The 13,465-nt window shown below is 71.3% G+C and carries 14 protein-coding genes; all 14 read right to left on the reverse strand.

What is annotated here, in order from left to right; genetic code table 11:
* Positions 1-134: 134 nt before the first annotated feature.
* Positions 135-674 (reverse strand): adenine phosphoribosyltransferase, encoded by a 540-nt coding sequence (locus ACIQNG_RS29535; protein WP_401429378.1) that lies wholly within the window; start codon positions 672-674, stop codon positions 135-137.
* Positions 671-1,786 (reverse strand): protein translocase subunit SecF, encoded by a 1,116-nt coding sequence (gene secF / locus ACIQNG_RS29540; protein WP_401489243.1) that lies wholly within the window; start codon positions 1,784-1,786, stop codon positions 671-673. The genes ACIQNG_RS29535 and secF overlap by 4 nt, the downstream gene beginning before the upstream one ends.
* 1 nt (position 1,787) lies before the next feature.
* Positions 1,788-3,569, reverse strand: coding sequence for a protein translocase subunit SecD (gene secD / locus ACIQNG_RS29545; protein WP_401489245.1), 1,782 nt, complete (start codon positions 3,567-3,569; stop codon positions 1,788-1,790).
* A gap of 132 nt (positions 3,570-3,701) precedes the next feature.
* Positions 3,702-4,220: a preprotein translocase subunit YajC gene (gene yajC, locus ACIQNG_RS29550; protein ID WP_401489247.1), complete on the reverse strand. Its 519-nt coding sequence runs from the start codon at positions 4,218-4,220 to the stop codon at positions 3,702-3,704.
* Positions 4,221-4,387: 167 nt separating this feature from the next.
* Positions 4,388-5,458 (reverse strand): Holliday junction branch migration DNA helicase RuvB, encoded by a 1,071-nt coding sequence (gene ruvB / locus ACIQNG_RS29555; protein ID WP_401429369.1) that lies wholly within the window; start codon positions 5,456-5,458, stop codon positions 4,388-4,390.
* Between the two features lie 266 nt (positions 5,459-5,724).
* On the reverse strand, positions 5,725-6,330 hold the full coding sequence (gene ruvA, locus ACIQNG_RS29560; protein ID WP_401429367.1) for a Holliday junction branch migration protein RuvA: 606 nt from the start codon (positions 6,328-6,330) through the stop codon (positions 5,725-5,727).
* Positions 6,327-6,995: a crossover junction endodeoxyribonuclease RuvC gene (gene ruvC, locus ACIQNG_RS29565; protein ID WP_401489249.1), complete on the reverse strand. Its 669-nt coding sequence runs from the start codon at positions 6,993-6,995 to the stop codon at positions 6,327-6,329. Before ruvC ends, ruvA begins: the two co-directional genes overlap by 4 nt.
* A 164-nt stretch (positions 6,996-7,159) precedes the next feature.
* On the reverse strand, positions 7,160-7,912 hold the full coding sequence (locus tag ACIQNG_RS29570) for a YebC/PmpR family DNA-binding transcriptional regulator (RefSeq protein WP_401429363.1): 753 nt from the start codon (positions 7,910-7,912) through the stop codon (positions 7,160-7,162).
* Positions 7,913-7,960: 48 nt separating this feature from the next.
* A complete protein-coding gene (pdxT, locus tag ACIQNG_RS29575) occupies positions 7,961-8,566 on the reverse strand; it encodes a pyridoxal 5'-phosphate synthase glutaminase subunit PdxT (protein WP_401429361.1) in 606 nt (201 codons plus the stop codon).
* Positions 8,567-8,572: 6 nt separating this feature from the next.
* Positions 8,573-9,487 carry a pyridoxal 5'-phosphate synthase lyase subunit PdxS gene (gene pdxS / locus ACIQNG_RS29580; RefSeq protein WP_401429359.1) on the reverse strand — a complete coding sequence of 305 codons (915 nt, stop codon included), beginning with the start codon at positions 9,485-9,487 and terminating at the stop codon, positions 8,573-8,575.
* Positions 9,488-9,683: 196 nt separating this feature from the next.
* Positions 9,684-10,226 carry a hypothetical protein gene (locus ACIQNG_RS29585; protein WP_401429357.1) on the reverse strand — a complete coding sequence of 181 codons (543 nt, stop codon included), beginning with the start codon at positions 10,224-10,226 and terminating at the stop codon, positions 9,684-9,686.
* A 121-nt stretch (positions 10,227-10,347) separates the two neighbouring features.
* Entirely contained in the window at positions 10,348-11,538 is a 1,191-nt protein-coding gene (locus tag ACIQNG_RS29590) for a glycosyltransferase family 4 protein (RefSeq protein ID WP_401489252.1), read from the reverse strand.
* Positions 11,535-12,452, reverse strand: a complete 918-nt coding sequence (locus tag ACIQNG_RS29595) for a phosphatidylinositol mannoside acyltransferase (protein WP_401489254.1) — start codon at positions 12,450-12,452, stop codon at positions 11,535-11,537. Before ACIQNG_RS29595 ends, ACIQNG_RS29590 begins: the two co-directional genes overlap by 4 nt.
* Positions 12,449-13,249: a phosphatidylinositol phosphate synthase gene (gene pgsA, locus ACIQNG_RS29600; RefSeq protein WP_401489299.1), complete on the reverse strand. Its 801-nt coding sequence runs from the start codon at positions 13,247-13,249 to the stop codon at positions 12,449-12,451. The genes ACIQNG_RS29595 and pgsA overlap by 4 nt, the downstream gene beginning before the upstream one ends.
* Positions 13,250-13,465 lie beyond the last annotated feature (216 nt).

A 13,465-nucleotide genomic window follows, 5' to 3' on the forward strand; every position in this document is an offset into this window, starting at 1 on the left:
GGGCCTCTGGCCGGAAAACACCGGTGGGGGTCCGCTGATTCCCCGATCATGGATTCCTGGTCGGTCGGGGCCGCCGTGAACGGGACGGGCGCCCCGGGCCGAAGCCCGGGGCGCCCGTCCGTGAGACCTCTCGGTCAGATCGTGAGCAGCGATTCCAGCGGGGCGCCTGCCAGCGCGGGCTCCAGCCGCTGCCGGCCGTTCAGGAACGACAGCTCCATGAGGATCGCCACCCCCGCGACCTCCGCTCCGGCGCGGCGGATCAGCTGGACGGACGCCTCGGCGGTGCCTCCGGTGGCAAGGACGTCGTCCACGACCAGGACCCGGTCATCGGCGCTGAGGTCCTCGGCGTGCAGTTCGATCTCCGCCGAGCCGTACTCCAGGTCGTAGGACTGGCTGAGGGTGGCTCCGGGGAGCTTGCCCGCCTTGCGGACCGGGATGAAGCCGACGCCCGCCCGGACGGCGACGGGGGCGCCGAGGATGAATCCGCGGGCCTCCAGACCGACCACCTTGGTGGCGCCCCGCCGTACGACGATCTCGGCGAGGGTGTCGGTGAGCGCGCCGAACGCGGCCGGGTCGGCCAGGAGCGGGGTGATGTCCTTGAACACCACTCCCGGCTCCGGATAGTCGGCCACGTCGCGGATACGGCTGAGCAGCAGCTCCTTGATGTCCGTCATCGGCGCTTCCCCGACGGACGACCCCGGCCCCGGCCCCGGGAGACGGGCTGGGCGCGCGGGCCGACCACGGCGGGGGCCGCGTCCTCGGGGAGGTCGTCGTACGTCTCCTGCGGGCCCGGAGCCGCGGGTGCCTCGCCCTGCTCGGCGGTCTGCGCGCGCTTGGCGAGCACCCGCTTGCGCAGGGACTTCATCTGCGGCTCCAGCTCCTTGAGGTCCGCCACGAGCGGCGTGGCGATGAAGATCGAGGAGTACGCGCCGGCCGCGAGGCCGACGAACAGCGACAGCGAGATGTCGTTCAGCGTGCCGGCGCTGAGGACACCGCCACCGATGAACAGCAGGCCCGCCACCGGCAGCAGCGCGACCACCGTGGTGTTGATCGAGCGGACCAGGGTGCTGTTGATCGAGAAGTTGGCGATGTCGCTGTAGGTGAAGCGCGTCTGTTTGGTGATGTCCTTCGTCTGTTCCTTGAGGGAGTCGAAGACCACCACCGTGTCGTACAGCGAGTAACCCAGGATGGTGAGCAGACCGATCACGGTGCCCGGGGTGACCTCGAAGCCCACCAGGGCGTAGATACCGACCGTGATGGTGATGTCGTGGATGAGCGCGATGAACGCCGCGATCGCCATGCGCCATTCGAAGGCGATCGCCAGATAGATCACGACGAGGACCAGGAAGATCCCGAGGCCCTGCCATGCCTTGTTGGCGATCTGTTCGCCCCAGCTGGGACCGACCAGGTCGGCGTTGATGGCCTCCTCGTCGACCTTCAGGTTCTGGGCGAGTTCCTGCTTGACCTGGTCGGACTTGGCGGTGTCCACACCGGAGATCTGGATGCGCATACCGCCCGAGCCGAGTTCCTGCACGACGGCCTGGTGACCGGCCGCCTCCTCGGCGTACGCCTCGGCCTGGGCGACCGAGACGGTGGTCTTCGGGGTGGTGAAGACGGCGCCGCCCTGGAACTCGATGCCCATGTTCAGACCGCGCACCGCCAGGCCGACGATGGCCGTGATGGTGATCAGGATGGAGACGCTGTACCAGAGCTTGCGGTTCTTGACGAAGTCGTATCCGACCTCACCGCGGTGGAGCCGGGCGCCGAGGTTGCCGAGCTTCGACATCTCACGCCTCCTTCGGGTCGACAGGGGCGACGGGGGCGACAGGGCGACGGGTACGGCGCAGCGGAGGCTTGGCGCCGAGCCTCTTCGGGTCGAGGCCCGACCACTTGTGGCCGTTCGCGAAGAACTTCTTGCGGGCGAGCAGCGTCAGCAGCGGCTTGGTGAAGAGGAAGACCACGACGACATCGAGCAGGGTGGTCAGGCCCAGCGTGAACGCGAAGCCCTGGACCTTGCCGACGGTGACGACGAAGAGCACGGCGGCGGCGAGGAACGACACGAAGTCGGAGACCAGGATGGTGCGCCGGGCGCGCGGCCAGGCCCGCTCCACCGCGGGGCGCAGGGAGCGGCCCTCGCGGATCTCGTCTCTGACCCGTTCGAAGTACACGATGAACGAGTCCGCTGTGATGCCGATGGCGACGATGGCGCCGCAGACGGCGGGCAGGTTCAGCGCGAAGCCGATGGCCGGGCCGAGCAGCGACATGATCACGTAGGTGAGGGCCGCGGAGATCAGCAGCGAGGCGATCGCGATGAGCGACAGACCGCGGTAGTAGGCCACCAGGTAGATCACGACGAGGGCGAGGCCGATGGCGCCGGCGATCAGACCGGCCTCCAGCTGCTCGGTGCCCAGCGCGGCGGTCACGGTGGTGACGCTGGACTCCTTGAAGGTGAGCGGGAGCGCACCGTAGGAGAGCATGTTGGACAGGCTCTCCGCGTCGGTCTGGTTGAAGTTTCCGGAGATCTCGGCGTTGCCGCCGGTGATCGCCGTGCTCACGTACGGGTGGGAGACGACCTCGTCGTCCAGGACGATCGCGAACTCGTTCTGCGGCGACGTCTGGGTGGCGAGCTTGCCGGTGATGTCGGCGAACTTGCCGGCTCCCTTGGAGCTGAAGTCCATCACCACCTTCCAGCCGGCCGCGCTCTGGGTGTCGAAGATCGCCTCGGCCTTGTCGATCTCGGTGCCGTCGACACCGACCGGGCCGAGCAGGAACTTGCTCCACACGCCCTGGTCCTGGCCGCAGGCGACGGTGGAGTCGCCGGGCTTGGCGTTCTGGCCGGCCTCGTTGCGCTGCTTCTCGTCGGCGCAGTTCAGGGCGGTGTACGCGGCCTGGAGCTTGCTGTCCGGCGTCGCTGCCTGGTCGCCGCTCGCGGAGGGCGAGGGGCTGGTGGTGCCGCTGGCGGAGGGGGACGGCGTCTCGTCGGCCTTGAGGGCGTCGGTGACGGCGCGGCCCTGGGTGGTGGCCGAGGAGGACGGGGTGGTGTCGGCCGAGGGGTCGGTGGCCTTCTCGTCGTTGCCGGAGGCGCTCGGCGAGGTGGAGGGGCTCGGCGAGGACGAGGGGCTGCCGCTGGCGGAGGGGCTGGGCTTCTCACCCTCGGGGACCGCCGCCTCGCGCTGGAGCACGGGGCGGAAGAAGAGCTTGGCCGTGGTGCCGACCTGCTCGCGCGCCTGCTCGGAGTTGGTGCCCTTGGGGATGTTGACGATGATGTTGCGATCGCCCTGGGTCTGGACCTCGGCCTCGGAGACACCGAGGCCGTTGACACGGCGCTCCATGATGTCGACCGCGGTGTCCATGTTGGTCTTGTTGATCGCGTTGGGCTGGCCGGGTTCGTTGACCGCCGTGAGCGTGATGCTGGTGCCGCCGGCGAGGTCGATGCCGAGACGCGGAGTGGTGTGTCCGGAGGCGAACATGCCTCCTGTGAGCGCCACGATGGCGATCAGGATCAGGACCAGCGAGCGCCCCGGCTTGCTCTGGGCGCTCGCGTTCCGGCCCTTTTTAGGTGCTGCCACCTTCTCGTACTCCCTCTCGGGCCGCCGCGCTCCGGGTCGGCGGGCGGACGGCCATGACATGGTGTCGGGGTCCCCTGCGAGCTGGGCGCGCTCCGGGGCGGGGCGTGCGGGCCCGCACGCCCCGGGGCACGACTACTTCGCGTCGGACTCGCCGTCGGTCTTCTTCGGCTCTTCGTCCGCCTTGGCCCCGGCGGGGGTGGAGGGCGCTTCGTCCTTGGCTCCGGCGGGGGTGGAAGGCTTGTCGTCGGCGTCCTTCTTGCCGAGGTCGACCGGCTTGTCGTCGGAGGCGGCAGCGTCGTCGGCGGGCTCGTCGGTCTTGGTGAGCGAGGACGCGTCGTCCGGGACGAGGTCGGACTTCAGGTCGTGCTCGATGCCGTGGACGATGCGGTTGTACTCGTCGTCCGAGAGGACCGCGCCGATCGAGTTCTTGGCGAAGAGCAGGTCGACGCCCGGCCCGGCGTCGAGGAGCACCGTGTCCTCATTGACTTCCTTGACCGTCGCGTACATGCCCCCGATGGTGCGGACGCCGGAACCGGGCTGCATCTGGTTCCGCATGTCGACGGCCTGCTGCTGCTTCTTCTTCGCCGACCGGGTCATCAGGAACATGGCCCCGATGAGCACGATGAACGGGAGGAGGGTCACGAGACTCACGGGCGGGTACTTCCTTCACAACGACCGCGATGGGGAGCGGCCTGATCGTCGGGGGATTTTGTTTGCTGCCGACAAGGGCGGCATCGGCGGAGTCTAAGCGAGTCCGCGCGCATGGAACAACGCTCAGCATGGCACCGGGGTTCCTGCGTGGGCCAGTGCGCTCGCCGTCACGTCCCGAACAGGTCCTGTTGTCCGTTTCCCGAGATGCCCGAGCCCGGCGGGGTGAGGCCGAGATGCGCCCATGCCGCGGGCGTGGCGACGCGACCACGGGGCGTACGCGCGAGCAGGCCCTCGCGGACCAGGAAGGGCTCGGCGACCTCCTCGACCGTCTCGCGCTCCTCGCCCACGGCCACGGCGAGTGTCGACAGTCCGACCGGTCCGCCGGCGAACAGTTTGAGCAGGGCCTCCAGGACGGCCCGGTCCAGCCGGTCGAGGCCGCGGGCGTCCACCTCGTACACCTTGAGGGCGGCTCCGGCGATCTCGCGGGTGATGTGCCCGTCCGCCTTGACCTGGGCGTAGTCGCGGACGCGGCGCAGCAGGCGGTTGGCGATACGGGGTGTGCCGCGGGAGCGGCCGGCGATCTCGGCGGCGCCCTCGGCGTCGATCTCCACGTCCAGGAGATGGGCCGAACGGTGGATGACCCGCTCCAGCTCGGTGGGCTCGTAGAACTCCATGTGCGCGGTGAAGCCGAAGCGGTCGCGCAGCGGGGGCGGCAGGAGTCCGGCCCGGGTGGTGGCGCCGACCAGGGTGAAGGGCGGCAGTTCGAGGGGGATGGCGGTGGCGCCGGGGCCCTTGCCGACGATCACGTCGACGCGGAAGTCCTCCATCGCCATGTACAGCATCTCCTCGGCGGGGCGGGACATGCGGTGGATCTCGTCCAGGAAGAGCACCTCGCCCTCCTGGAGGGAGGAGAGGATCGCGGCGAGGTCGCCCGCGTGCTGGATGGCGGGGCCGGAGGTGATTCGGATGGGGGCGCCCATCTCGGCCGCGATGATCATCGACAGGGTGGTCTTGCCGAGGCCCGGGGCGCCGGAGAGCAGCACGTGGTCGGCGGTGGCGCCGCGGGCGCGGGCGGCGCGCAGCACGAGGTCGAGCTGCTCGCGCACCTTCTCCTGCCCGATGAACTCGTCCAGGTCCTTGGGGCGCAGCGCGGCCTCGACGGCCTGGTCCTCACGATCGGCTGACGCCCCGACGAGCCGCTCACCGTCGGGGGTGTCGGTCGTGTCGTCCCAGTTCACTGCGGTTCTCCTTGGGTGGCGGCCGGGTGGTTGCGGGGGTGGGCCGGGCGGTCTGGGGGCGGCGGTGGTCTCTCCGACGGTAGGGCCTGGCGTGTCCCGGAGGGGGGTGCGGGTGGCCGCCGCGGCTCTACGACGGTTCGACCGCGGGGGGGGGCTCGGTCCGCCAGGGTCGGCGGCGTGGGGGGGGCCGGTGGGCCTGCCCTCACCGTCGGTGCCGTCGGTCGGTCAGGTCCAGCGGGCCCCGCTGACGCCCGGACGGGGTGGACTCAGCGCGCTCTGTTCAGGGTCTGCAGGGCTGCCTTCAGGAGCTGGCCGACCTGCGGGGTGCCCGCGCCGGCCTCGGCCTGGGGGGTGACCGCGGTGACCGCCTCGTCGGCCTCGCGGCTGGCGTAGCCGAGGCCGATCAGGGCGGCGTGGAGCTGGTCGCGCCAGCCGGAGGTGACCGGGGCGCCGACCGCGGGGGCGCCGAGCGGTTCGCCGAGCCGGTCCTTCAGCTCCAGCAGCAGTTTCTGCGCCCCCTTCTTGCCGATGCCCGGTACGGCGGTCAGGGCCCGCTCGTCCCCCGTGGCCACGGCCCGGCGCAGGGCGTCGGGGCTGTGCACGGCGAGCATCGCCTGGGCGAGGCGGGGGCCGACCCCGCTGGCGGTCTGGAGCAGCTCGAACACCTGGCGCTCGTCGTCGTCCGCGAAGCCGTACAGAGTCAGTGAGTCCTCGCGGACCACCAGGGACGTGTGCAGTTTGGCCGGGCGGCCGAGGCGGAGCGTGGACAGGGTGTTCGGCGTGCACTGGACGGCCATGCCGACCCCGCCGACCTCGACCACGGCGGAGTCCGGGGCGAGCGCGGCGACCGCGCCGCTGACGAAGGCGATCATGCCGTACGGCCTTTCGATGGGGAGGGGCTCGGGGAGCGTCTCTTGGATGGCGACGAGGGTGCGGCGGGGGGCTCGGGCCGGGCGGTGCCGTCCGTGGGCGGTGTCGCCGCGGCGCGTGCGGGTGCCCGCACCGCGGCGCTCCCCCGCGTCCTGGTCGTCTGTCGGGCGACGGCCTGCTGGAGGCGGTTCTGTGCGGGGGCACGCCAGATGTGGCAGATGGCGAGGGCCAGGGCGTCGGCGGCGTCGGCCGGTCTGGGGGGCGCGGCGAGCCGGAGCAGGCGGGTGACCATGGCGCCGACCTGGGCCTTGTCGGCACGGCCCGAACCGGTGACGGCGGCCTTGACCTCGCTGGGCGTGTGCAGTGCGACGGGGATGCCCCGGCGGGCGGCGCACAGCATGGCGACGGCGCTGGCCTGGGCCGTGCCCATCACCGTACGGACGTTGTGCTGGCTGAAGACCCGCTCCACGGCGACGACCTCCGGCCGGTGGCGGTCCAGCCACTCCTCGATGCCCTGCTCGACGGCGACCAGGCGCTGGCCGAGGTCGGCGTCCGCCGGGGTGCGCACGACACCGACGCCGAGCATGGTCAACGGGCGTCCGGCGACCCCCTCGACCACGCCGACCCCGCATCGCGTCAGACCGGGGTCCACCCCGAGTACCCGCACCGGCCCCTCCCTCTCTCGCCTGTTTCCGCAGGCTATCGGGTGCCACTGACAACGCCCCGACAACGCCCCCGGAGCGGGCCCGGCAAAGCGACGGGCCGACGGGAAGCATCCCGTCGGCCCCTCAGGCAGGTGCGGCCGTCAAGCCGGTCGGCCCGTCGCGTGCGTCACGCGTCGACCTTCTCCATGATCTCGTCGCTGACGTCGAAGTTCGCGAAGACGTTCTGCACGTCGTCGCTGTCCTCCAGCGCGTCGATCAGCTTGAAGATCTTCTTGGCGCCGTCCTCGTCCAGCTCGATCTGCATGGTCGGGACGAAGTTGGCCTCGGCGGAGTCGTAGTCGATGCCGCTCTCCTGGAGCGCGGTGCGGACCGCGACCAGGTCGGTGGCCTCGCTGAGCACCTCGAAGGACTCACCGAGGTCGTTGACCTCCTCGGCCCCGGCGTCCAGGACGGCGGTGAGGACGTCGTCCTCGCTCAGCTCGCCCTTGGGGACGATGATCACGCCCTTGCGGTGGAACAGGTACGACACCGAGCCCGGGTCGGCCATGGAGCCGCCGTTGCGGGTCATCGCGACGCGCACCTCGGAGGCGGCGCGGTTGCGGTTGTCGGTGAGGCACTCGATGAGCACCGCGACACCGTTGGGGCCGTAGCCCTCGTACATGATCGTCTCGTACTCGGCGCCGCCGGCTTCGAGACCGGCGCCGCGCTTGACCGCGGAGTCGATGTTCTTGTTCGGGACCGACTGCTTCTTGGCCTTCTGCACGGCGTCGTACAGCGTCGGATTGCCGTCCAGGTCGGCGCCGCCCATCCGCGCCGCGACCTCGATGTTCTTGATCAGCTTCGCGAAGAGTTTGCCGCGCTTGGCATCGATCACGGCCTTCTTGTGCTTCGTCGTGGCCCATTTAGAGTGGCCGGACATCTGCCTGTCTCCTTCGCGTAACCAATCTCTGTAGGAACGCCAGAGATCCTACAAGGACTCGGCCGGCCGGCCTGCGCGCACCATGTCCACGAACAGCGCGTGCACCCGGTGGTCGCCGGTCAGCTCCGGGTGGAACGACGTGGCGAGCGCGTTGCCCTGGCGGATCGCGACGATGTGTCCCTCGTGCTCGGCGAGCACCTCGACGGCGGCGCCCGCGGACTCCACCCAGGGGGCGCGGATGAAGACGCCGTCCACCGGACCGCCCGCGACGCCCTTGACGTCGACCGCCGCCTCGAAGGACTCGTTCTGGCGGCCGAAGGCATTGCGGCGCACGATCATGTCGATGCCGCCGATGGTCTCCTGGCCCGAGCGCGGGTCGAGGATCTTGTCGGCCAGCATGATCAGGCCCGCGCAGCTGCCGTAGACGGGCATACCGTCCCGTACGCGCGCGCGGAGGGGTTCCATCAGGCCGAAGAGGACGGCCAGCTTGGAGATGGTGGTGGACTCGCCGCCGGGGACGACCAGACCGTCCACCTCGGCCAGTTCCTCGGGCCGCCGCACCGGCCTGGCCACGGCATCGGCCGCGGCCAGGGCCACCAGGTGCTCCCGTACATCGCCCTGAAGTGCCAGGACGCCTACGACAGGGCTGCTCATCGGTGCTTACCAGCCGCGGTTGGCGTAGCGCTCGGTCTCGGGGAGGGTGTCGCAGTTGATGCCGACCATGGCCTCGCCGAGGTCGCGGGACGCGTCCGCGATGATCTTGGGGTCGTCGTAGAAGGTGGTGGCCTTCACGATGGCGGCGGCGCGCTTGGCGGGGTCGCCGGACTTGAAGATGCCGGAGCCGACGAAGACGCCCTCGGCACCGAGCTGACGCATCAGCGCGGCGTCGGCCGGGGTGGCCACCCCGCCGGCGGAGAACAGCACGACCGGGAGCTTACCCAGCTCGGCGACCTCCTTGACCAGCTCGTAGGGGGCGCGCAGGTCCTTGGCGGCGGCGTACAGCTCGTTGTTGTCGTAGCCGCGCAGGCGGGCGATCTCGTTCTTGATCTGGCGCAGGTGGCGGACGGCCTCGACCACGTTGCCGGTGCCGGCCTCGCCCTTGGAGCGGATCATGGCGGCGCCCTCGGCGATCCGGCGCAGCGCCTCGCCGAGGTTGGTGGCGCCACAGACGAACGGCGTGGTGAAGGCCCACTTGTCGGAGTGGTTGACCTCGTCGGCCGGGGTGAGGACCTCGGACTCGTCGATGTAGTCGACGCCGAGGGACTGGAGCACCTGGGCCTCGACGAAGTGCCCGATACGGGACTTGGCCATCACGGGGATCGAGACGGCGCCGATGATGCCCTCGATCATGTCCGGGTCGGACATACGGGCCACCCCGCCGTCCTTGCGGATGTCGGCGGGGACGCGCTCCAGGGCCATGACGGCGACGGCGCCCGCGTCCTCGGCGATCTTCGCCTGCTCCGGCGTGACGACGTCCATGATCACGCCGCCCTTGAGCTGCTCGGCCATGCCGCGCTTCACGCGCGCGGTGCCGGTCTCGGGGGTCTGGGCGGAGTCGGGAAGCGTGGTGGACACGGGTGGACCTCACTCGGTGAAGAGGATGTGTTCTGCACCGAGGAAACGCCCGGGAACCAGGCCACAGCAAGGGCCAATAGGGAGTGGGTGGATCGTTTTCGCAGGCGGGAGGGGCGGAAGCGGCGGCGCGGGGCATCGGCGACCCCGGTCCACCGGGCTCCTGTCTCAGGCCGCCCGGTCCACCAGCGCTCCCGGCTCAGGCCGCCCGGTCCACCAGGGCCGCGGGGGGCTCGTCGTCCATCTCGAAGGCCAGGGGGAACGGGGCGTGGCCGGCCAGCCGGAACCAGCGGACCTTGCGGTGCTCCCGCAGTCGCCGGGCCGCGCCCACCGCGTCGTTGTGGAAGCGCCGGGCCATCGGCACCCGCCGTACCGCCTCGGTCAGTTCGTGGGCGGCGGCCTCTCCCCCGGGCACCTCGCGGACGCCCTCCACCTGGTGCGGGTCGGCGAAGACCGCCCGCAGGGCCTGGCTCAACTCGCTCTCCGCGACCTCCCGTTGCTCTTCCTCGGCCTGACGCGCCGCGTGCGCGGCCTCGTACAGCACGATCGACGCGGCCGGATCCAGCACCCCGGAGGTGGCGAGTTCCTGGGCCACCGAGGCGCGGCGGAGCAGTTGGGCGTCGAGCGCGGCGCGGGTGGCGTCGATCCGGGCGTGCAGCCGGTCCAGCCGACCGGCCGTCCAACTGAGGTAGAGGCCGATCGCCACGAGGACGACGAGAATCCAGATCAGGGTTGCGGTCACAGGCGGTTAGCCTAGGCGCAACCTACGGCGGCCCGGCTGCGGACGTCCCGCCGGCGGACGGGACCGACCCCGGACGGGACCGACCCCGGACGAAACCGGACCAGGACGGGACCGACCCCGGTCAGGACGTTGGTTCCCGGCCTCCGTCTCGTGCCAACCCCAGTCGGGCGCGTAGGCCGCCGCCCGCGGTTCGTTCGTCCGTCGCGACGGCTGCCGCGCCCGCGGTCACCGTCTCGTAGACGGAGAGGATGTCGGCGCCGACCGTCGACCAGTCGAAGCGGCGGACGTGGGCGCTGCCGCGCCGGCGCAGTTCCGCTCGGCGCTCCGGGTCGGCGAGCAGCCGTACCGCCGTCTTGGCCAGGGCGTCGGCGTCCTCGTTGGTGAAGAGTTCGCCCGCGGCGCCCTGGTCGAGGACCTGGGCGAAGGCGTCGAGGTCGGAGGCGAGGACGGGGGCGCCCGCCGACAGGGCCTCGACGAGGACGATGCCGAAGCTCTCGCCGCCGGTGTTGGGGGCGACGTAGAGGTCGACACTGCGCAGCAGGCGGGCCTTGTCCTCGTCGCTGATCATGCCGAGGAACTCCACCCGGGAGCGGAGTTCGGCCGGCAGGTCGGCCACCGCCTCCTCGGTGTCGCCGCGGCCCGCCACCAGGAGCCGGGTCCTGGGGCGCTCGGCGAGGATCTCGGGCAGGGCGCGCATCAGGACCGGCAGGCCCTTGCGGGGCTCGTCGATGCGGCCGATGAAGCCGATGGTGTCGCCCTGCCACTCGGGCCGGGGCTCGGCGCGGGCGAAGAAGCCGACGTCCACGCCGTTGGGGATGACCACGGCGTCGCCGCCGAGGTGTTCGACCAGCGTGCGGCGGGCGTACTCGCTGACCGCGATCCGGGCGCTGATCTTCTCCAGGGCCGCCTGGAGGATGGCGTACGCGGCGATCATCGCGCGTGAGCGCGGGTTGGAGGTGTGGAAGGTCGCCACGATCGGGCCCTGGGCGGCCCAGCAGGTGAGCAGGCCGAGGGAGGGCGTGCCCGGCTCGTGGATGTGGACGACGTCGAACCGGCCCTCGTGCAGCCAGCGCCGTACGCGCGCGGCGGACAGGAAGCCGAAGTTCAGCCGGGCCACCGAGCCGTTGTACGGCACCGGCACCGCGCGGCCCGCGGAGACGACGTACGGCGGCAGCGGGGTGTCGTCGTCGGCCGGGGCCAGGACGGACACCTCGTGGCCCTCGCGGACGAAGTACTCGGCCAGGTCCCTGACGTGGAACTGGACGCCGCCCGGCACGTCCCACGAGTACGGGCAGACGATGCCGATCCTCACGTGCGCTCCTCGTCCGCCGGACGGGGCTCCAGGTCCGCGACCCACAACCGCTGAAGCATGTGCCAGTCCTCCGGATGCTCGGCGATCCCCGAGGCGTAGGCGTTCGCCAGCGCCTGTGTCATCACAGACGTCTTCTCCTCGCGGGTACCTGAGCCGGGCACCTCGATCGGAGGGTGCACCTGTCCCCGCATGACCGGCGAGTCGTCGTACCAGAGGGTCACCGGCAGCAGCAGGGCGCCCGTCTGCTGGGCGAGCAGGGCGGGGCCCGCGGGCATCCGGGCCGTCTCGCCGAAGAAGTCCACCTCGACCCCGGACGCGGACAGGTCCCGGTCGGCGACCAGGCAGACCAGGCCGCCGTCGCGCAGCCGCCGGGCCAGGGTGCCGAAGGCGGTGCCGCCGCTGTGCGGGAGCACCTCCATGCCGAGGCCCTCGCGGTAGGCGACGAAGCGGTCGTAGAGCGTCTCGGGCTTGAGCCGTTCGGCGACCGTGGTGAACGGGGTCTTCAGCTCGGTCGTGACCCAGGCGCCCGCCAGGTCCCAGTTGGCCAGGTGCGGCAGGGCGAGGATGACGCCCCTGCCGGTGGCGAGGCCATCGGTGAGGTGGTGGATGTCCTTGGCCTCGAAGCCGTTCCTGACCCGGTCGGCGCTCCACGCGGGCAACCGGAAGGACTCCATCCAGTAGCGCAGGTAGGACCGCATGCCCGCGCGCGAGAGTTCCCTGAGCCGCTCAGGGCCCGCGTCCGGCACCACGCGCGCGTAGTTGCTCTCCAGCCGCAGCACGCCCTTGCCGCGCCGCTTCCAGGCGAGGTCCGCGATCGTCGTGCCGAGCCGGACCGCGGCGGGTTCGGGGAGCCTCTTCACGGTGCCCCAGCCCGCACCGTACAGCGCGTCGGTCCACCGCTCCCGTGCGCTCATTTCGCCGCCTCGCTCCCATGGGACGCGTCGGCCTGGGCCGCGCCGCCCCGGGGCCCATTGTCGCGCCCGCCGGAGCCCGCCGTCCCGGCCTCGGCCTCGGCATCCGCCTGCGCCTCCGCCTCGGCGGATTCCCGGCGTACGGTGACGACCCGCTGGATGAGGGTGACGAGACTGCCGACGGCGACGATCCACAGCGCGATGGGCAGCAGCCAGTGGATGCCCGGCACCCCGAAGGTGTCGAGGCCCGCGAGACCGGCCGCGACCAGCGAGATCACCAGCCGCTCGGCCCGCTCGACCAGACCGTTGACGGCGACGGGCAGCCCGATCGACTCGCCGCGCGCCTTGGTGTACGACACCACCTGGCCGCTGGTCAGGCAGAAGATGGACACCGCGCACAGGACGTTGTTGTCGCCCTGCCCCGCGTACCAGAGCGCGAAGCCGCCGAAGATCGCGCCGTCGGCGACCCGGTCGAGGGTGGAGTCGAGGAACGCCCCCCAGCGGCTGGTGCGGCCGAGCTGGCGGGCCATGTTGCCGTCGACCAGGTCGGAGAAGACGAAGAGCGTGATCACGACCGTGCCCCAGAAGAACTCGCCCCTGGGGTAGAAGACCAGCGCGCCCGCCATCACACCCGCGGTACCGATCAGCGTCACCGTGTCGGGGCTGACCCCTCGGCGGATCAGAAATGCGGCGAACGGTGTGAGGACACGCGTGAAGAATGCACGCGCGTACTTGTTCAGCATGGCCTTCCAAAGGGTCGCTGTCGCCGCGCGGCCCCTGCTGGCCACCGGCTGGCCCATGGTAGCCACGCGGGCGCTTGTACGACCGCCGGGCACCCACGGAGGGTGACGGTGCCCAGCCGCACCGGCGTCCCGGGGCGGGCGTCCGGTTCGCGTCGCCCGTATGGACGCACCGTGACGGGAGTGGGAATCTCGAAGGACCGCGGGCGTCACCGGAGCCGCCACCGCACGCGGCCCCTCTGCGTCCGCGCCCCGACGACCTCACCGTGCACGGGA

This window comes from Streptomyces sp. NPDC091377 (genome assembly GCF_044757045.1).
In the GTDB taxonomy this organism is placed as follows: Bacteria; Actinomycetota; Actinomycetes; order Streptomycetales; family Streptomycetaceae; genus Streptomyces.

Excerpts from the sequence above, each read along its gene's own strand:
- ACIQNG_RS29570 (WP_401429363.1), bottom strand. The coding sequence starts at position 7,912 with ATGTCCGGCCACTCTAAATGGGCCACGACGAAGCACAAGAAGGCCGTG.
- ruvA (WP_401429367.1), bottom strand. The coding sequence starts at position 6,330 with ATGATCGCCTTCGTCAGCGGCGCGGTCGCCGCGCTCGCCCCGGACTCC.
- pgsA (WP_401489299.1), bottom strand. The coding sequence starts at position 13,249 with ATGGGCCAGCCGGTGGCCAGCAGGGGCCGCGCGGCGACAGCGACCCTT.
- secF (WP_401489243.1), bottom strand. The coding sequence starts at position 1,786 with ATGTCGAAGCTCGGCAACCTCGGCGCCCGGCTCCACCGCGGTGAGGTC.
- ACIQNG_RS29535 (WP_401429378.1), bottom strand. The coding sequence starts at position 674 with ATGACGGACATCAAGGAGCTGCTGCTCAGCCGTATCCGCGACGTGGCC.
- ACIQNG_RS29595 (WP_401489254.1), bottom strand. The coding sequence starts at position 12,452 with ATGAGCGCACGGGAGCGGTGGACCGACGCGCTGTACGGTGCGGGCTGG.
- pdxT (WP_401429361.1), bottom strand. The coding sequence starts at position 8,566 with ATGAGCAGCCCTGTCGTAGGCGTCCTGGCACTTCAGGGCGATGTACGG.